Here is a 17,897-nt window from a genome sequence, read left to right on the forward strand (position 1 = left end):
ATACCTTTCTTAACTCCCCGCCTCTGGAGAACCAATGATAGCGGGCCGATGCTTTCGTCATAGCTCCTAGCCATTTTAAAAAAATAGCTTCGCGATGAATTAAGCAGCAAGCAAGCCTGACTGGTAGTTACTTCACCTGCTTTCCACTGCTTAATTACATTGAAACGCGCAGCAGCCAGCAATAGCGCATCTTCCGTATAGTTATTTATATCCCATACGGTGTCATTATTATCGGGCGTTATCCCTGCATTTAAATCAATTCTTTCGATGTCGCGCATAGAAACCATTAACGCTTCGCCAGATGCGCTAACGATTACCCTGATGTTCTTAGGGCTGAATATTTGCTGAACTTTTGCGAGCTTTCCTTTCGCGACTACGAGTTCTCCAGGAGTTAGCTGGTCGGTCATAGATAATTCCCATAACACTACGCAAACATGATCAAAAAGTAGACTATGAGCGGAGTTTTCGCCAGCGCAGTCTACTTTTTAAACTATTTAACGCCTATGCTATTGATTTATTTATGAAAACCTTGCTCTCTTTTTTCAACAAGCGCCACAGGAGATCCGCTTTCAACGATCCCAGGTCAATCGCTTCTCAGGTCTAATTCCCTAAGGCCTTCAGAACAGATGGCCCGCCCTCATCAGGCATCAAAAAATGTATGCCTGATGAAGTAACGATGAGCCAAAGGAGCGATTACAGGTGGTAATCGCCCGCAGCTTCCGGTTGATAAAGCACTTTACTGATCTCGATCCGGAGAGTCCGATCGGAAATCCGCCAGTCGATGGCGTCTCCCTCCTGGTAGCCGAGAATGGCCGCGCCGATATCGGAACACACCGAATATTTGCCGGCGCAGCTGTCGGCGTCTTCGGGATAGACCAAGGCCACTTCGATCTCTTCGTCGTCCAGTTGCAGCAAGGCCTTGGAGTTCATCGTGACGACATTGCGTGCCACTTCCTCTGGCTTGACGACAACGGCACGCTCGAGCTCATGTTCGAGCTCGACAATGGCCGGCCCCTCCTCGAGTGCGATTAGGTTCTCGAGCCTGGCCTTGTCGATTTCAGTGATTTGGATTCCTGTAACGTCGGTACCGGCACTTTCGCGCAGGAGCTGGCGATAACTCCCCGCCGTCATGGAAAACGATTTCAATGTCGGCGTTTCGTTCTCGAGCATAAAACCGCTGCGCACAAAAGCTTTCAGCGAGCGCACGTTGTCCGGGTGGATCTTGGCGATAAGCTTCTCGGCGCGCATGTCGAGAAAGGCCAGTTTCATGCCTTCGCGGATCGTGCGGGCGCCGAGATTTCGGCCCCATTTGTCGCTGTCTCCGATGGCCAGGACGATCTCGCACTCCAGGCCCGTCTTGATCAGACGGACAAAGCCCACCGGCTCGTCATGCCGGTTATAGGCCATAAAGAAACGACCGCCCCGGTTGAACAGATGGGTCAGGATCGGCAACTGCGTCCGATCGATGACTTCCGCGATGGAACGGGAAACATGACGCGAGTCGCTCAGATAGCAGGTGACGCGCTCATCCTGCAACCACTCCATCAGCGTCAGCGCATGTGCCCGAGTAATTTCAGGGCACAGCGAAATGAAAGGCTTGTTCATCTTCACCACACACTTATTTGTAAAGAATGAAAGCCCTTCATGGCTATGGCCATGACGGTTCTTTCGCGACCGGTTACTTTAAGCCATAACGCGAGTAACGCCGAACCGTCTGCGCACTTTTCTCTTCGACAGCCTGCACAACGGGCTGAACCGCCCTCTCCTGCAGTTGCCGCTACAGCTGCGTGCGTAGTATGACTCTTTCGAACTCAACACTGCGGCTGCTGTGCTCCTGCAGCTGCTGACGGAACTGTGGTGGCCCGCGAGGCGTTATTGCCTCTACATAAAATTTAGGCAGGCTCTGCCACGAGTCGTTCAGGCTTTTTTCATCAGCCGTTGACCACGCTGCCGCCGTTGACATGCAGCATCTGCCCGGTGACGTAAGAGGCATCGATGCTGGCCAGATAAACGAATGCCGGGGCAACCTCTGCAGGTTGTCCGGGGCGCCCCAGCGGCGTGTCGGCGCCGAACTCGGAGACCTTCTCGGCGCTGAAGGTGGACGGGATCAGCGGCGTCCAGATCGGCCCGGGTGCAACGCCATTGACGCGAATGCCACGTGGCGCCAGGTTGATCGACAGCGAGCGGGTGAACGAGGTGATCGCGCCCTTGGTCGAGGAATAGTCGAGCAGCATCGGGTTGCCCTTGTAGGCCGTCACCGAACTGGTATTGATGATGCTCGAGCCCGGCTGCAGATGCTCCAGCGCGACCTTGGTCAGGTGGAACATGGCGAAGATATTGGTGCGGAAGGTTTGCTCCCACTGCGCCTGGTCGAGGGCCTCAAGGTTATGCTCGGGATGCTGTTCGCCGGCGTTGTTGATGAGGATGTCGATACGTCCCCACTTGGCGATCACCGCGTCGACCACGCACTGGCAGAAGCCGCTGTCGCCCACGTCACCAGCAAGGGCGATAGCTTCGCCGCCGTGATGTTTCACCTCGTCGAGGGTTTGCTGCGCATCTTCATCCTCGTTCAGGTAAACCAATGCAACCTTGGCGCCTTCCAGGGCGTAGTGCACGGCGACAGCGCGACCAATACCGCTGTCGCCGCCTGTGATTATCGCCACCTTGCCGGTCAGTTTGCCGGCGGCGCGGTAATCATCGGCAAGGTAGATCGGCTCAGGGTGCATGGTGTGTTCGACACCAGGTTGCCGCTGCTGATGCTGAGGCGGCAGGGTCTTGTCGTTCATCCTTCACTCCTCCTTTCGCTGGTGTTCAGACGGCCTTCAGCTGCGGGCTCGCAGTCATCACCGGATGAGTCTTGTGGCGATTCTCGAAGCAGAAGTTGGTGGCCTGCACGTAGCCTTCGGCCGAACCGCAATCGAAGCGGCGACCCTTGAACTTGTAGGCCAGCACACAGCCCTGCTGGGCCTGCTTCATCAGCGCGTCGGTGATCTGGATCTCACCGCTCTTGCCCGGTTCGGTCTGCTCGATCAGTTCGAAGATATCCGGCGTGAGGATGTAGCGGCCGATGATCGCCAGGTTCGACGGCGCATCTTCGGGGTTGGTTTTCTCCACCATTCGCTCGATGCGGAAGATGTCGTCGCGCAGCGCTTCGCCGGCGATCACGCCGTAGCGCGAAACCTCATCCATCGGTACTTCCTGAGTGGCGACGATGGAGCAGCGGAACTGTTCGTAGAGTTTGACCATCTGGGCCAGCACGCCGTCGCCTTCCAGGTTCAGGCACAGGTCATCGGCCAGCACCACGGCGAACGCCTCGTCGCCGATCAACGGGCGACCGGTCAGAATGGCGTGGCCCAGGCCCTTCATCTCCACCTAGCGGGTGTAGGAGAAGGTGCATTGATCGATCAGGTGGCGTACACCACTTAAGGATTTTTCCTTGCCGGTGTTGGAAATCTCGTGTTCCAGCTCGTAGCTGATGTCGAAGTGGTCTTCCAGCGAACGCTTGCCACGGCCGGTGACGATGGCAATTTCATGCAGCCCGGCTTGCAGTGCTTCTTCGACGCCATACTGGATCAACGGGGTGTCGACCACCGGGAGCATTTCCTTGGGCATCGACTTGGTAGCGGGAAGAAAACGGGTGCCGTAACCGGCTGCGGGAAACAAACATTTCTTGATCATGAGTTCTATACCAATTGAGTGACTCGGTAATAGAACCTGACCCGTTTAGAACCTTTACGGTTCAAGATATTTCAGCAGGCGCCGTTTCGCTGCTGCACGTTTTGCAACGTTCGGCACCTCGACCTCAGCACGTGGATGCCGAGGCGCCGCTGCAAGCAAGAAGCCCTCCCTATGCGGGATAACGGCTCACTTCGATCAGATTGCCGTCCGGGTCGCGAAAGTACACCGACTCGATAGGGCCAATGGCGCCGGTGCGCGCCACCGGCCCCTCTTCCACCGTCACGCCCTGCTCGGCCAGATGGGCCATGACTCGCTCCAGTGGCCACAGGGTGATCAGGCACAGATCGATGGCGCCTGGTGTCGGCTTGATCGCCTTGGGCTCGAACTCACGCCCGGCCTGATGCAGATTGAATTTCTGCTGACCGAATAGCAGAGCACTGCGCCCGGCGCCGAAACGCTCGTGGCGCATGCCCAGTACGCGCTCATAGAAATCGACGGTGGCGTCGATATCCGCCACCGTCAGTACCAGATGGTCCAGTCTCTCGATCATGCTCAATGCCTGTCCAGAAGATGAAAACGCGGCAACCCCAGGTGCCAGTGGATTGCCGTCAGACGGGCGGCCAGCACTACCAGCGGCCTTCGACAACTGAGGACACGCACGGCTCGCCTAACATTCCCTACTAGCGCGGCTCAATATGGGCCAGGAAACACTGAACGGTCAGTGATGGTTTGTCGAGTGCTCGATCCCACCTTTCACTGCCTCTGCGGATGTCGTGCGGAATTAGTACCTCTTGACCAACGTTCAGCAAGCAGCCAACCCTGGATAACCAGGGTTGGCCTGGTTCACACACGCTTACGGGCCAGTCCCCTAGGTCAACCTGCCAATAACACACCCCCCGCTCCCGCTGAAGCCAACCCGAGCACTCGGGTCAGCACGGCCGCCTTGATCGGAAACCAGCGGGCCAGCGCATAGCCGGCAGCATGAAGAGTCGAGGTCGCGATCACGAAACCGATCGCATACGCCGCCGGGCTGCTCATCTCCGGCAATTCGAGACCATGGGCCATGCCGTGAGCCAGCCCGAAGAGGCCGGTGATGCCCAGGGCAAGCGCTACCGGTGGGCGCGCCGCTGCAGCGACCAACAACCCCAAGGCGAGCACCGAGGCCGCGATGCCGGTTTCCAGGTAGGCAATGGCGATCCCATCGAACCCCAGCAGGCCACCGAACAACATGCCGCCGACGAAGATGACGGGCAGCAGCCAGCACGCCCTGCCGCTTTGTTGTGCGGCCCAGAGACCGACCGCGAACATTGCCAGCAGGTGGTCCATTCCGCCCAGGGGGTGGCCCACACCCGCCAGCAGGCCCGATTCACCATGCCCCGGATGGGCAAAGGCGAACAGCGGCAGCAGGCACAAGGCTGCGCCCAGAGAAAGTCGTATCGATCGAGTGGGTTGCATGAAAACACTCCTGGATGCTGAGAAAAGGACTGACGCTCGGATCATCGGCGCAAGGCTTCAACGACGCGGCGGTTTGGGGAATGGGCCACGGGCTTGCTCATAGGCGTGCGCCACGCGCAGGGCCAGGGCGTCCTTGAAACGTGGCGCGACGATCATCATGGCCACCGGCAGCCCATCCGCCAGGCCGGTGGGAATCGAGGTCGCCGGGTGGCCGGTGAGGTCGAACGGTGCGGTATTGGTGAGCATGTTCAGCGCGCTATGCACGTACTCCTCGATCGGCGCATCCGCGGCGGTCAGCGGGGTCGCCACGAAGGGCATGGTCGGCATCACCAGCACATCGAAATCCTTGAACGCCTCGTCGTATTGGCGAGTGAGTTCCGGCACCAGCATGCGCGCCTTGGCGTAGTAGGCGCCGTGCAGGTTGTTCAGGCTGTAGTGGCCGGTCAAGGCCACGGCCCGAACGCTGCTGGACAAGGCATCGGCGTGCTCACGGCGCTTGGCACCGAAGTAGCTCATGATGTCCGGGTCGTAAAAGCCTTCCACGTTCATGCCGTAGCCGTTGCCTTGCAGCATCTGATACGCCGCTCCGTCGGTGGCGATGACGTTCCACATGTCCAGCGCCACGCCCGAGTGCCAGGGTGCGCTGGCTTCGCCTACCGTCGCGCCAAGGCTTTGCAACTGGGCAACCGCTGCTCTGACCTGAGCATCCACCTGGGCCTGGGACACGCCGGGAATCGCGAAACCTTCACGCAGCACGCCGACGCGCAGCCCGGCCACGCCCTGATCCAGGGTGGCCATACAGGCGACGGCCGGTGGGTTCTTCTGGCGGGAGTCGAGACCGTCGGCTCCCGCTATGACATCAAGCATCAGCGCCACGTCATGCACGTTGTTGGCCATCGGGCCGACGTGATCGATGGTTCTTTCGATGGGGAAAGCCCCGGTGTAAGGCACCAGGCCGTAGGTTGGCTTGTGGCCGACGATGCCGCTCCAGGCCGAGGGCATGCGGATCGATCCGCCCTGATCTCCGCCAATCGCCATGTCGACCTCCTCGAGCGCCACCAGCACGGCACTGCCGCTGGAGGAACCACCGGCATTGCGGCTCGGATCCCAAGGGTTTCTCACCGGTCCACTGGCGGCGGTGAAGCTGGCGCCGGAGAAGCACAGATCCTCGCAAACCGACTTGCCGACCACCGTCGCGCCCGCAGCGAGCAGGCGTCTGACCACAGTTGCATCCTCTGAGGGAATGTAGCCGTCCAGGCTGAGCGAGCCGTTGGCCATTGGCACGCCGGCCACGGAAACGTTGTCCTTGATCACCACGGTCTTGCCAGCCAGCGGGCCTTGAGCGGCGCCCGCAATATGGGTTTTCACGTACCAGGCGCCGTGCCGATTATCGGCATCGGCCACCTTGCTATGGTCGCGCTGCGGAGGTTGCTGCGCCACCGTCGCCGCATAAAGCGCGTCGATGGCTTCGTAAGAACTCAGGGTTTCATCGGCCAGGGAGAGAAACGACGCCATCTGTGCGTCGCTCAGGTGGTAACCATGGTCTTGCGCTGCAATCAGAAAATCAGCCTTGCTCGGGCGTTTCACGGACATGGGGAGTTCTCCAGGTATGAGTTGAAGGCTGCCGCGCTCAGGCAGGCAACCATTGACTCGAGCCAGTTGCGCGCTTGCGCAGGTACGGCTCGCTCCGGAGGACCCCGTTGTCCAGGCCGGCCACTGCGCGGGGCCCCATACCTGCCGAATCAGGGCGTATGGCGACCAGCGCGCAGAAAGAGGGTCCGGCCCACCGGGCCGGACGCTCGGGATCACGCTTGTTGAAACAGCTCGTGGGCCTTGACCAACGCCTCGGCGATCTTTTCCACCGGTACGCGTTTGGCCATGGCCTGATCGCGCAAGGCGTTGTAGGCGTCGATTTCCGACATGCCCTTGGTTTCGATCAGGATGATCTTGGCCTGCTGCACGGTGCGTATCACGGCCATCCGCCCCTCCAGCCGCTTGACGTGCTTTTCACGCTCACGCGCCTTGCGCGATTGGTTCAAGGTCAGCGCCAAGGCCGTGAGCAGGCCGAACGAGCGAACAGGCGACGGGATCACCGAGCAGGCATTGAGCTGCAGCAACGCCTCGACGATGATCGGGTTTTCATAGGCGATCACCGGGATGATCGGTGGCGTGCTGGCATGCAGCAGCCAGGGTGTCTTGGTCGACAGGCTTTCCGGGGATACCGCCAGCACGATCACGTCGACCTCGGTATTGAGTCGCTCGGGAATGGGCCATTGCACCCGTACCTGACAGCCGATGCGCTGCAGTTGCGCAATCAGGTTACGACCATCCTCATCATCCGGATGCACCACCAGCACGCAGATATCGCGCACATCCTTGATCCCTGCGCTGCTGTCACTGCGTTGCCGTTTCTTGGCCGCGCGCAAGGTCATAGCGGCCTCCCGGAGTACCCGTCATTCAAGCGCGGCGCAATGGCGTATGGGTCGGGTTTGAGCGCGCTCTGGCTTTCATAGAGGATGTCGAACTGTCCCTCGGCGTTGGCCCGCCCGATGCGCGAGAACAGGTAGGTGTGATGATTGTGCGCATCGACCCGCACGCGCCCCTGAGGTGCCTCGAATTCCAGGCCGCGCATCGCTTGCAGCAGGTCATCGACCTCGGTACTGCCTGCGATGAGTATTGCTTTGGCCAACAGGTGGGTCTGGAAGTAGGCGGCTTCCCAGCACCGGTCGGTGACCTGCTCCTGGCCGAACAGGGCACGATACTCGGCGATGCACTGACGGTTGATCGCGCTGTCGACCGACTGAAAGTAGGTCGCCGCCGATATGTGCCCGGCCCCCAGATGAACGCCCATCTGCTTGATGTCGGTCTCGCTGGCGGTGAGGCTGGCGATCGGCATGCTGGCCGGATCGAAACCGGCATCGGCATAGGCCTGATACAGGTGCGCCATGGATTCGCCGACGACGGTGGAGAAGATGAAGGACGGCTGCAGTTCCCTGACCTTGACCATGAGCTTGGCGAAGTCCTCGGGCCGGGCGTTCTTCAGCGGCAGGTAATATTCGCCCAGCTTGGTGCCTCCCCGTTCGTATAGCAGGTCGCTCATCAGCCGGTTGGTCTCATAGGGGTAAACGTACTCGGAGCCGATCATCAATACCCGGTTGCCGAAGTGATCGAGCATGTAATTACCCAGCGGCACGGTGTTGTGATTGGGGGTCGCGCCGGTGTAGATGATGTTGCGCGAATACTCGAAGCCTTCGTAGTACACCGGGTACATCAGCAGTGCGTCATGGCGCTCGACGATCGGAAGTGCGGCCTTGCGGGCGGCGGAGGTGTAGCAGCCGAAGAAGAAGCGCAGGTTCTCCTCGCGGATCAACGACTCGATATGCATGGCATACAGCGCCGGGGTCGAATCGGGGTTGCGGGTGATCAGCTCAAGAGGCTGCCCCCCTACGCCACCGGTTGCATTGATCTGCTCGATCGCGAATTGCGCGCCGCGCATTGTCGAGCGCTCGGCGGCCGCCGTGACACCAGTATCGGAAAACAGACCGCCTATGCGGATCGCCATGCCTAATCAACCTTGTTCAACGTGAGGCCAAGCGCCAGTATCCGTCAGGAGGCGAGCCCTCGGCAAAGAGTCATCATGCAAAAAGTCGGTGAGCGCTGACCGTGAGGTTCACGGCTGCAATCAGGCTGTCTGTGCCTGAAACCGGCGCGACTGCGCTGTCGAGGCCGGTCATGCGAGGGGCCTTCCACACCTGCCGGAAATGGGCGTGTGACAAGAAACCCTGCGAGGGTAATGCACCTGTATGCAGATTGTGGGCCATTGCCCTTTTCATCGGCCGGCTCGTCGAACCCGGCCACGGGAGCGGTGGTTTATCGGCAGCATGAGCCGCATGAAGCGCTGACGATCTTGGTGCAAAGGCGCAGCACTTGCACCACAACAGCGCAAGACCGGTTCGTCGTGCAATTAATGTAGGGAATAACGAGGTAGCCCTGATCAGGCCATCTCGGGTAATTGGCACCCCCTTTGCAATCACCCTCTCGAGACATCACGCTGACTGCCTGCCCTACGCCCACTTGGCAAGTAGGGAGACAGCAGCGTACGACTGGATCGGACACAGTTGTCCCGCCAGATTCGGCACAAGAAGCCTGACCTCCCGGTTATTCGTTTGACCGGGACGTCGGGCTTTTTTCATTCCAGGGGGAAAATGAAATGCACAACGACACGTACCGTTTGATCAAGCGCGCTCTGTTTCTAGGGGCCTTCAGCCTGTTGCCACTTGCCTTGGTCAGCCAGGCGCAGGCAGCAGAAACCGTCAAGGTGGGAATCATCCATTCGCTCACCGGCACCATGGCCATGAGCGAAGCCTCGGTGGTGGATGCGGAAAAACTCGCCATCGATGAAATCAATGCCAGCGGCGGCGTGCTGGGCAAGACCATCGAGACGATCGTCGAAGACGGTGCAAGCGATTGGCCGACCTTCGCGGAAAAGGCACGCAAGCTGCTGGAAAGCGATCGTGTGGTGGTCACGTTCGGTGGCCACACCTCAGCCTCGCGCAAGGCCATGCTGCCGGTCTTCGAGCGTAACAAGGGCCTGCTGTACTACCCGACATTCTACGAGGGGCTGGAGAAGTCCCCGGCCATCATCTACACCGGCGCCGAAGCCTCGCAGCAAACCCTGGCCGCGGTTGGCTGGCTGATGGCCAACAAGGGCAAAAGCGTCTACCTGATCGGCTCCGACTACATCTGGCCACGCACCACCAACAAGCTCGCCCGTGCATCGGTGAGCAAGCATGGCGGCTCGATCGTCGGCGAGGACTACCTGCCCCTGGGCAGCATCGAATTCTCTTCGGTCATCAACAAGATCAAGGCCGCCAAGCCCGACATCGTCCTGTCGACCGTCGTCGGCGGTTCCAACGTCGCGTTCTACAAACAGCTCAAGGCCGCAGGCATCGACAGTAGCAACCAGACGCTGATGGCGCTGGCCGTTACCGAGGATGAGGTCACCGGCATCGGCGCCGAAAACCTTACGGGATTTCTGACCTGCATGAGCTACTTCCAGAGTCTGGAGAACCCGGTCAACGAAAAATTCGTCGCCGCATTCAAGGCACGCTACGGCGACAAACGCGTGGTGGGCGACCCGATGGCTGCCGCCTACACCGCGGTGTACCTGTGGAAGAAAGCCGTGGAGAAAGCCGGCAGCTTCGACGTTCCAGCAGTGATCGCGGCGTCTTCGGAATTGACGCTCGATGCGCCTGAAGGTGAGGTCAAGGTGCACAAGGACAACCATCACCTGTGGAAACGCGCGCGCATCGGCGCCATCAACGCCCAGGGCCAGGTCGACGTGATCTACGAGTCCGCGCCGATAGAACCCAACCCCTTCCCGAAACTGTGAAGCTAGGCCCGGCGCGACCCGCCTCGCGCCGGCGGCCGTCGTCCCGCGTTCCTGAAACGGGTTCGCCCATGTGCAGCGACAGGTAGTGACGCAATGACTCTCGATATTCTGATCATGCAGGTGTTCAGTGGCTTCTCACTGTTCTCGGTACTGGTGCTGATGGCGCTGGGGCTAACCATCGTCTTCGGCCTGATGGGGGTCATCAACATGGCCCACGGCGAGCTGATGGCGCTGGGGGCGTACATGACCTACGTTACCTCACTGGTGTTCCAGCGCCATTTCCCCGAGCTCATGGGCTGGTATTTCATCATCGGCATCGGTGCCGCCTTCGTGGTGACCTTTGCCTTCGGCCTTCTGCTGGAGCGCTGCTTCATCCGCTTCATGTACAACCGCCCGCTGGACACCCTGCTGGCCACCTGGGGCCTGTCGCTGGTGCTGCAACAGGTGTTTCGCCAGGTGTTCGGCCCCAAGGAAGTCAGCGTGCCGACGGTGGAATGGCTGCAAGGCGTCTGGAAGATCAGCGAGACCCTGGAACTGCCCCTCAACCGCATCTTCATCATCGCCCTGACGTTCGTCATTGCCGGTGCGGTGTTCCTCTTCCTGTACCGCAGTCGTTGGGGGCTGCGTATCCGCGCGGTGACCCAGAACCGTGCCATGGCCGGTGCGGCGGGCATCAACACCGCTCGCGTCGACGCCGTGACATTCGCCCTGGGCTGTGGCCTGGCCGGGATCGCCGGCAGCTCGTTCACCATGCTCGCCTCGACGGGACCGATGAGCGGCCAGCAGTACCTGGTGGACACCTTCATCGTCGTCGTCTTCGGCGGCGTCGAAAGCCTGCTCGGAACCTTTCTCTCCGCCTTCGCCATCGGCCAGACGCAGATATCGCTGGAGTATCTGACCACCGGTTCCATGGCCAAGGCGATCACCCTGATGGTGGTGATCGTGTTGCTGTTCTTCCGCCCCAACGGCCTGTTTGCCGCGAAAGTGAGACGTTGAGATGAACGACATGACGGAAAAGCCACTGGCCCGGCCTCAGGCCCCCTCCCGTGTTCCGCGCTGGCTCAGCGCGGGCTGGTTACCCCTGCTCGAGCGACATGCCCTGATCTGGCTGTCGATCCTGCTACTGATCGTCCTGCCGTTGAGCCTGGGGGACTTTCGCCTCGGGCAGGCCGGCAAGTACCTGAGCCTGGCGTTCTGCGCGCTGGGCATGGTGCTGATCTGGGGCTACGGCGGCATCCTCAGCCTCGGCCAGGGCATCTTCTTTGGCCTGGGTAGTTACATGATGGCCATGTATCTCAAGCTGGAAGCGACTGCCAACGATGAAGCAGCCAGTGCCCTGGCTGCCTTCTACGGATCGGCCCTGCCGGACTTCATGATCTGGAACAGCGTCGAGGCGTTGCCCTGGTGGTGGAAGCCGTTCGAGTCAGCGACTTTCACCCTCTTGGCGATCCTGATCATCCCCCCGCTGCTGGCATTCGCGTTCAGCTACGCCTACTTCAAGAAGCGCGTTGATGGCGTGTATTTCTCCATCATCACGCTGTCCCTGGCCGCGATCATGTCGATCCTGATCATCGGCCAGCAAGGCTATACCGGGGGCGTCAACGGCCTGACCGATTTCAAGACCGCGTTCGGCCTGAGCCTGCAGACACCCCAGACCCCCTGGATCCTGTACCTGATCACCACTCTGCTGCTGCTCGGCTGCGTGGCGCTGTTCGGGCTCATTCTGCGCAGCCGCCTGGGCAAGGTGGTGGTGGCCATCCGTGACCGGGAAGACCGCGTGCGTTTCTCCGGCTACAACACGGCGTTGTTCAAGGCCTTCATCTTTGCCGTTGCCGCACTGGTTTCGGCCCTGGGTGGGGTGATGTTCACGCTCCAGGTCGGCCTCGCCTCCCCCTCTCTGGTGGGCATCATCCCCTCCACCGAAATCGTCATCTACGCAGCACTGGGCGGGCGTCTATCACTGGTCGGCGCGGTGTACGGCACGCTGCTGATCGGCGTGGCGAAAATCTACCTGTCGGAGAACTTCGTCAACTTCTGGCAGTACTTCATCGGCTTCCTGTTCATGGGCGTTGTGCTGTTCCTGCCGACGGGGCTGGCCGGGCTGTTGCAGCGCTTTAGCAACAAGGAGCAGCGGCCATGAGTGCGATATTGCTGAGCGTCGAAGACCTGACCGTGTCCTTCGATGGTTTTAAGGCCGTGGACAACCTCAACTTCTACGTCGAGGAAAACCAGGTGCACGTGGTGATCGGTCCCAACGGGGCCGGCAAGACCACCCTGCTGGACATGATCTGCGGCAAGACCCGCCCCAGCGCCGGAAGCATCCGCTTCAGGGACCTGCAACTGGCCAACATGATCGAGTACCAGATCACCCGTGCCGGGGTCGGTCGCAAGTTCCAGAACCCTTCGGTGTACGAAGACCTGACCGTGCGCGAGAACCTGGACATCTCCTCGCCGGACAAGCGCGGCATCTTCAACTGCCTGTTCGCCCGCCAGGACAAGGCCCTGCAGGCCGAAATCGAACGCACCGCCGAGATGATCTTTCTGCACGACCAGTTGAGCCGCAAGGCCGGGTTGCTGTCCCACGGCCAGAAGCAATGGCTGGAAATCGGCATGCTGCTGATGCAGCGCCCCGAACTGCTGTTGCTGGATGAGCCGGTGGCCGGCATGAGCGCCGGCGAGCGGGAGAAGACCGCCGGCCTGCTCAAACAGATCGCCAAGGGCCGCGCCATGGTCATCATCGAGCACGACATGGAGTTCGTGAAATCGGTGGCCGACAAGGTCACCGTTCTGCACCAGGGCAAGACCCTGGCCTACGGCTCGATGGACCAGGTGCAAAACGATCCTCGCGTCATCGATGTCTACCTGGGGCACTGAGCATGCTGACCGTCAACAACCTCAACGTGTATTACGGCGACAGCCACGTGCTGCGCAATCTGGAGCTGACTCTGGCGCCCACCGAATCCCTGGCGATCATGGGCCGCAACGGTATGGGCAAGACCACCCTGCTCAAGAGCCTGGTGGGCATGCTGCCCGCGCGCAGTGGCAGCATCAGGCTGGCGGGCGAGGAACTGACCGGGCGCAAGAGTTACGACCGGGTCGCGGCAGGTGTCGGTTTCGTGCCCCAGGGGCGGATGATCTTTCCGTACCTGAGCGTCGAAGAGAACATTCTGAGCGGCATGCAGGCCGCACCGGCCGCGCCGATCCCCAACTACATCTACGAGTATTTCCCGGTGCTATTCGAGATGCGCCGACGCAAGGGCGGCAACCTGTCCGGAGGCCAGCAGCAACAGCTCGCCATCGCCCGGGCACTGGTCTCCAACCCCAAGGTGCTGATCCTCGACGAACCCACCGAAGGCATCCAGCCGTCGATCATCAAGGACATTGCCCGCGCCCTGAACCTGCTGAAAAAAGAACGCGGGTTTTCCTTGATCGTCTCCGAGCAGGTGCTGTCGTTCGCCATGGCCGTGGCCGACCGTTACTTGATCCTCGAGAAGGGCGAGTTCGTGCACAGCGAGGTGCATGAAACCCTCGATCGCGAGCGCATCCTGCGCTACCTGACCATCTGAATTCGGCACGGGAGACCACGCCATGTTGATACTCGAACGCATCGTCGGCCAGGCCAGCGACCCAGCCCTTACCGAACGGCTGCATGACCTCAGCCACAACGGCCGGGTCGAAACCCTGAGCCTTTCGGCCAGCGACATCCAGCGCCATCGCCTGCGCCTGGCCAGCGACCATGGTACCGACTGCGCCATTCGCCTGGAGCGCCATCAGCAGTTGCGCAATGGCTCGGTGCTGATGCTCGACGCCGAGCGAGCCATCGTCGTGCAGATGCAGGATCAGCAATACCTCTCGCTGCGCCCCCGGGACGCCGCTGCAGCGCTGGAGCTGGGGTATTTCGCCGGCAACATGCACTGGAAAGTGCGTTTCGCCGACGACCAGCTACAGATCCCGCTGCACGGCCCGGAAGCCGATTACCTCGAACGCCTGGCACCGATGCTGGCAGACGGCCGAGTGTCGCGTTCATGAATGCCTTGCACAGCAGTCTGTTGGCCCTGCAACAGGCCGACAGCTTTTTCCCCGGGGGCGCGGTGGCCTGGTCATGGGGGCTGGAGACCCTGGTTGCCGATGGCCGCCTGGGCGCCGGAATGTCGCACCCTCGTCGCCAACGTGGCGTGCAGCGCGATCGCAGCGCCGAGGTCAGCGGGTTCGTCGAAGGCCAGTTGCGGCACCGCTGGGCCGGTTTCGACCGGACTTTCCTGTCCGCGGCCTGGCATGCCGCGTCCGACATTCAGGGCCTATGCGCCCTGGACGCACAGGTCGAGGCCTTGACCCTGGCCGAGGAACTGCGCCAGGGCTCGCGCCGGGTAGGGCAGTCGCTGCTGGGTGTGCACCTGGCCATGGGCACCCCGGGTGCCGAGGCCTATCAGCGCTGCGTACTGGCGGGCGACGCGCCGGGGCATCTGGCCGTGGTGCAAGGGTGGCTCTGGCAACGCCTGGGCATGGATCACGAGCACTGCCAGCTCGCCGCCGCTCATGGGCTGTGCACCGGGCTGGTCAGCGCGGCCGTTCGCCTGGGCGTGATGGGCCACCTCGATGCGCAACGGGTGCTGACCGCCATCCAGCCGCTGCTGCTGGACATCCTCGCCCGGCCCGTACCCGACCTTGAAGACGCCTGCGGCTTCACCCCCATGGCCGAGATTGCCGTGATGCGCCACGAAACCCAGGAACTCCGACTTTTTGCCAATTGAGGGCACCTCTAAAAACGTAAGCGAGGTAGCCAGCACAGGGCAAAAACAGGCGAAAAACGGTCGGAGTCGCGCTCGACTTTACGAGCTGTAAATGAGCATTTTGATCGGACTCGCGCACGAGCCTGTTTTTAACGCAGTGATGGCAACGCAGGTAGTTTTTTGAGGTGTCCTTGAGGCGATGGCTCGACACAGGAAGCTTAAATATGTTGCTGACCCCGACAGAACTCGAACGGCTGACGCTCTACAGCGCCGCCGAACTATCGCGCAAACGCCGCGCCAAGGGCCTGCGCCTGAATTTTCCGGAAGCCAGCGCGCTGATCGCCGACGAGATACTCGAAGGCGCGCGCGAAGGTCGTAGCGTCGCCGAGCTGATCGGCTTCGGCTCGACCATCCTCAGCACCGACGACGTGCTGCCAGGTGTCGCCGACCTGCTGCCGGTGCTGCAGGTGGAAGGCACCTTTCCCGACGGCACCAAGCTGGTCACCGTGCACCAGCCGATCCGCCCCGGCCGACTGGCGCTGGCGAGCCTGCCGACGCCAGGGGAAATCATCTCGCCAGAGGGCGACATTCAACTGAGCAGCGGCCGCCCCACCGCTACCCTGCGCGCCCTCAACACCGGCGACCGCCCGGTGCAGGTCGGCAGCCACTATCACTTCTTCGAGGTCAACAAGGCGCTGGATTTCCCTCGGGAAATCGCCTTCGGCATGCACCTGGACATCCCGGCCGGCACGGCCGTGCGCTTCGAGCCTGGCGAGCTGCGCGAGGTGCGACTGGTGCAGTTCGGCGGCAGCGGTGACATCCACGGTTTCAGCGGCCTGACCAACGGCAATCTGCACGACCCCGCCTGCAAGGCTGCTGCCCTGCAGCGCGCCCGCGCTCAACAGTTCAAGGGAGCCTGAGCATGGCCACGATGACCCGCAAAGAATACGCCGCCATGTTCGGCCCCACCGTCGGCGATGCCGTGCGCCTGGGCGACACCTCGCTGCTGGCCGAGGTCGAGTTCGACCATGCGGTGCCTGGCGACGAATGCCTGCACGGCGGCGGCAAGACCCTGCGCGATGGCATGGGGCTGATGCCGGGGCACGACAGCGACGACGGCGCCCTGGACATGCTGATCTGCAATGCGCTGATCATCGACCCGGTGCTCGGCATCGTCAAAGGCGACATCGGCATCAAGGACGGCAAGATCGTCGCCATCGGCAAGGCCGGCAACCCACAGGTCATGGACGGTGTGCATCCGCACCTGATCTGTGGCGTGGCGACCACCGTGCGCGATGCCGAGGGCTTGATCGTCACCCCCGGCGGCATCGACGTGCACGTGCATTTCGACTCGGCGCAGCTCTGCGAGCACGCACTGGCGGCAGGGCTGACCACCTTGATCGGCGGCTCGCTGGGGCCGATCACGGTGGGCATCGACTGCGGCGGCGAGTGGAACGTGGGCAAGATGCTGCAGGCCTCCGAGGCCTGGCCGATCAATTTCGGTTTTCTCGGGCGCGGCAATTCCAGCAAGCCCGAATCCCTGCTCGGGCAACTGCGCGGTGGCTGCCTGGGCCTGAAGATCCACGAAGACTGGGGCGCCATGCCGGCGGTGATCGACACCTGCCTGAAGGTCGCCGACGAATACGACTTCCAGGTGCAGTTGCACACCGACACCCTCAACGAATCGGGGTTTCTGGAAGACACTCTGGCGGCCATCGGTGATCGCACCATTCACATGTACCACACCGAGGGCGCGGGGGGCGGGCATGCGCCGGACATCATCAGCGTGGCCGGCAAGGCCAACTGCATCCCCTCCTCCACCAACCCGACCAACCCCTACACCCTGAATACGTTCGACGAGCATCTGGACATGATCATGGTCTGCCATCACCTCAACCCGGACCTGCCGGAAGACGTGGCGTTCGCCGAATCCCGGGTGCGCCCGCAGACCATCGCAGCCGAAGACATCCTGCATGACACCGGGGCGATCTCGATTCTCGGTTCGGACAGCCAGGGCATGGGGCGGATCAACGAAGTCATCTGCCGCACCTGGCAACTGGCCTCGAAGATGAAAGACCAGCGCGGCCGCCTGCCGGAAGAAATCACCGCCCTGGGCGACAACGAACGGATCAAGCGCTACATCGCCAAGTACACCATCAACGCGGCGCGGGTGTTCGGCATCGACCGCTACATCGGCTCGCTGGAGCCGGGCAAGCTCGCCGACCTGGTGCTATGGCGCCCGGCGTTCTTCGGCGTCAAGCCGGAGCTGGTGATCAAGGGCGGCTTCATCGTGCACGGCGTGATGGGGGATTCGGCTGCATCGCTCTACACCTGCGAACCCTTGGTCATGCGCCCGCAGTGGGGCGCATTCGGGGAGGCCCCGCAGGCGCTGTCGGTGAACTTCGTCAACCGCCTGGCCGTCGAGTCCGACACGGCCGCCAGGCTCGGCCTCAAAAAGGCCCTGCTGCCCGCCATCGGCACCCGCACCCTGCGCAAGTCCGACATGATGCACAACGACGCCTGCCCCGAGATTCGGGTCGATCCGCAGACATTCGACGTATACGCCGATGGCAAACGCCTGACCTGCGAGCCGGTCAGCGAAGTCCCGCTGGCCCAGCGCTACATGCTGCGCTGAACCCTAC

15 protein-coding genes and 3 pseudogenes are annotated in these 17,897 nt (G+C 61.5%); 9 read left to right on the top strand and 9 right to left on the bottom strand.

The annotated features are described in order from the left end of the window. The 9 genes and pseudogenes from N5J71_RS08910 to N5J71_RS08950 form a co-directional block, all read right to left on the bottom strand. Nucleotides 1-407, bottom strand: a pseudogene (locus N5J71_RS08910) (Mu transposase C-terminal domain-containing protein); the annotation flags it as partial. Between the two features lie 286 nt (nucleotides 408-693). After that, nucleotides 694-1,658, bottom strand: a pseudogene (locus tag N5J71_RS08915) (bifunctional GNAT family N-acetyltransferase/nucleoside diphosphate kinase regulator). Nucleotides 1,659-1,931: 273 nt separating this feature from the next. Further along, entirely contained in the window at nucleotides 1,932-2,786 is an 855-nt protein-coding gene (locus N5J71_RS08920) for an SDR family oxidoreductase (protein ID WP_108233908.1), read from the bottom strand. 25 nt (nucleotides 2,787-2,811) lie between these two features. Further along, nucleotides 2,812-3,678 (bottom strand): annotated as a pseudogene (galU, locus tag N5J71_RS08925) (UTP--glucose-1-phosphate uridylyltransferase GalU). 169 nt (nucleotides 3,679-3,847) lie between these two features. Then, nucleotides 3,848-4,228: a VOC family protein gene (locus N5J71_RS08930; protein ID WP_064496016.1), complete on the bottom strand. Its 381-nt coding sequence runs from the start codon at nucleotides 4,226-4,228 to the stop codon at nucleotides 3,848-3,850. Between the two features lie 323 nt (nucleotides 4,229-4,551). Beyond that, nucleotides 4,552-5,133: a HupE/UreJ family protein gene (locus N5J71_RS08935; protein ID WP_279916723.1), complete on the bottom strand. Its 582-nt coding sequence runs from the start codon at nucleotides 5,131-5,133 to the stop codon at nucleotides 4,552-4,554. Between the two features lie 57 nt (nucleotides 5,134-5,190). Next, nucleotides 5,191-6,726 (bottom strand): amidase, encoded by a 1,536-nt coding sequence (locus N5J71_RS08940; RefSeq protein ID WP_059309773.1) that lies wholly within the window; start codon nucleotides 6,724-6,726, stop codon nucleotides 5,191-5,193. 212 nt (nucleotides 6,727-6,938) lie between these two features. Next, nucleotides 6,939-7,565, bottom strand: coding sequence for an ANTAR domain-containing response regulator (locus N5J71_RS08945; protein WP_059309772.1), 627 nt, complete (start codon nucleotides 7,563-7,565; stop codon nucleotides 6,939-6,941). Then, a complete protein-coding gene (locus N5J71_RS08950; protein WP_059309771.1) occupies nucleotides 7,562-8,695 on the bottom strand; it encodes a transporter substrate-binding domain-containing protein in 1,134 nt (377 codons plus the stop codon). The genes N5J71_RS08945 and N5J71_RS08950 overlap by 4 nt, the downstream gene beginning before the upstream one ends. A 648-nt stretch (nucleotides 8,696-9,343) precedes the next feature. On the opposite strand from N5J71_RS08950, the gene urtA reads away from it, so the two are divergent. The 9 genes from urtA to ureC all read left to right on the top strand — a co-directional run bounded on the left by urtA (nucleotide 9,344) and on the right by ureC (nucleotide 17,890). Next, on the top strand, nucleotides 9,344-10,525 hold the full coding sequence (gene urtA, locus N5J71_RS08955; protein ID WP_279916725.1) for an urea ABC transporter substrate-binding protein: 1,182 nt from the start codon (nucleotides 9,344-9,346) through the stop codon (nucleotides 10,523-10,525). Between the two features lie 93 nt (nucleotides 10,526-10,618). Further along, complete coding sequence (urtB, locus tag N5J71_RS08960) at nucleotides 10,619-11,521, top strand: urea ABC transporter permease subunit UrtB (protein WP_279916726.1); 903 nt, start codon at nucleotides 10,619-10,621, stop codon at nucleotides 11,519-11,521. A gap of 1 nt (nucleotide 11,522) precedes the next feature. After that, the gene (gene urtC / locus N5J71_RS08965; RefSeq protein ID WP_279916727.1) at nucleotides 11,523-12,665 is read left to right on the top strand and encodes an urea ABC transporter permease subunit UrtC; all 1,143 of its coding nucleotides are present in this window, start codon (nucleotides 11,523-11,525) and stop codon (nucleotides 12,663-12,665) included. After that, nucleotides 12,662-13,399 (top strand): urea ABC transporter ATP-binding protein UrtD, encoded by a 738-nt coding sequence (urtD, locus tag N5J71_RS08970; protein WP_059309767.1) that lies wholly within the window; start codon nucleotides 12,662-12,664, stop codon nucleotides 13,397-13,399. The genes urtC and urtD overlap by 4 nt, the downstream gene beginning before the upstream one ends. A gap of 2 nt (nucleotides 13,400-13,401) precedes the next feature. Then, complete coding sequence (gene urtE, locus N5J71_RS08975) at nucleotides 13,402-14,091, top strand: urea ABC transporter ATP-binding subunit UrtE (RefSeq protein ID WP_059309766.1); 690 nt, start codon at nucleotides 13,402-13,404, stop codon at nucleotides 14,089-14,091. Between the two features lie 22 nt (nucleotides 14,092-14,113). Continuing rightward, nucleotides 14,114-14,554, top strand: coding sequence for an urease accessory protein UreE (ureE, locus tag N5J71_RS08980; RefSeq protein ID WP_279916729.1), 441 nt, complete (start codon nucleotides 14,114-14,116; stop codon nucleotides 14,552-14,554). After that, on the top strand, nucleotides 14,551-15,276 hold the full coding sequence (locus N5J71_RS08985; RefSeq protein ID WP_059309764.1) for an urease accessory protein UreF: 726 nt from the start codon (nucleotides 14,551-14,553) through the stop codon (nucleotides 15,274-15,276). Before ureE ends, N5J71_RS08985 begins: the two co-directional genes overlap by 4 nt. Before the next feature lie 203 nt (nucleotides 15,277-15,479). After that, nucleotides 15,480-16,175: an urease subunit beta gene (locus N5J71_RS08990; RefSeq protein WP_059309763.1), complete on the top strand. Its 696-nt coding sequence runs from the start codon at nucleotides 15,480-15,482 to the stop codon at nucleotides 16,173-16,175. A gap of 2 nt (nucleotides 16,176-16,177) precedes the next feature. Continuing rightward, nucleotides 16,178-17,890, top strand: coding sequence for an urease subunit alpha (ureC, locus tag N5J71_RS08995; protein ID WP_124164538.1), 1,713 nt, complete (start codon nucleotides 16,178-16,180; stop codon nucleotides 17,888-17,890). Nucleotides 17,891-17,897: the final 7 nt, after the last annotated feature.

Origin of the sequence: Ectopseudomonas oleovorans (genome assembly GCF_029845265.1) — a bacterium.
In the GTDB taxonomy this organism is placed as follows: Bacteria; Pseudomonadota; Gammaproteobacteria; order Pseudomonadales; family Pseudomonadaceae; genus Aquipseudomonas; species Aquipseudomonas oleovorans.

Excerpts from the sequence above, each read along its gene's own strand:
- N5J71_RS08920 (WP_108233908.1), bottom strand. The coding sequence starts at position 2,786 with ATGAACGACAAGACCCTGCCGCCTCAGCATCAGCAGCGGCAACCTGGT.
- N5J71_RS08930 (WP_064496016.1), bottom strand. The coding sequence starts at position 4,228 with ATGATCGAGAGACTGGACCATCTGGTACTGACGGTGGCGGATATCGAC.
- N5J71_RS08935 (WP_279916723.1), bottom strand. The coding sequence starts at position 5,133 with ATGCAACCCACTCGATCGATACGACTTTCTCTGGGCGCAGCCTTGTGC.
- N5J71_RS08940 (WP_059309773.1), bottom strand. The coding sequence starts at position 6,726 with ATGTCCGTGAAACGCCCGAGCAAGGCTGATTTTCTGATTGCAGCGCAA.
- N5J71_RS08945 (WP_059309772.1), bottom strand. The coding sequence starts at position 7,565 with ATGACCTTGCGCGCGGCCAAGAAACGGCAACGCAGTGACAGCAGCGCA.
- N5J71_RS08950 (WP_059309771.1), bottom strand. The coding sequence starts at position 8,695 with ATGGCGATCCGCATAGGCGGTCTGTTTTCCGATACTGGTGTCACGGCG.
- urtA (WP_279916725.1), top strand. The coding sequence starts at position 9,344 with ATGCACAACGACACGTACCGTTTGATCAAGCGCGCTCTGTTTCTAGGG.
- urtB (WP_279916726.1), top strand. The coding sequence starts at position 10,619 with ATGACTCTCGATATTCTGATCATGCAGGTGTTCAGTGGCTTCTCACTG.
- urtC (WP_279916727.1), top strand. The coding sequence starts at position 11,523 with ATGAACGACATGACGGAAAAGCCACTGGCCCGGCCTCAGGCCCCCTCC.
- urtD (WP_059309767.1), top strand. The coding sequence starts at position 12,662 with ATGAGTGCGATATTGCTGAGCGTCGAAGACCTGACCGTGTCCTTCGAT.
- urtE (WP_059309766.1), top strand. The coding sequence starts at position 13,402 with ATGCTGACCGTCAACAACCTCAACGTGTATTACGGCGACAGCCACGTG.
- ureE (WP_279916729.1), top strand. The coding sequence starts at position 14,114 with ATGTTGATACTCGAACGCATCGTCGGCCAGGCCAGCGACCCAGCCCTT.
- N5J71_RS08985 (WP_059309764.1), top strand. The coding sequence starts at position 14,551 with ATGAATGCCTTGCACAGCAGTCTGTTGGCCCTGCAACAGGCCGACAGC.
- N5J71_RS08990 (WP_059309763.1), top strand. The coding sequence starts at position 15,480 with ATGTTGCTGACCCCGACAGAACTCGAACGGCTGACGCTCTACAGCGCC.
- ureC (WP_124164538.1), top strand. The coding sequence starts at position 16,178 with ATGGCCACGATGACCCGCAAAGAATACGCCGCCATGTTCGGCCCCACC.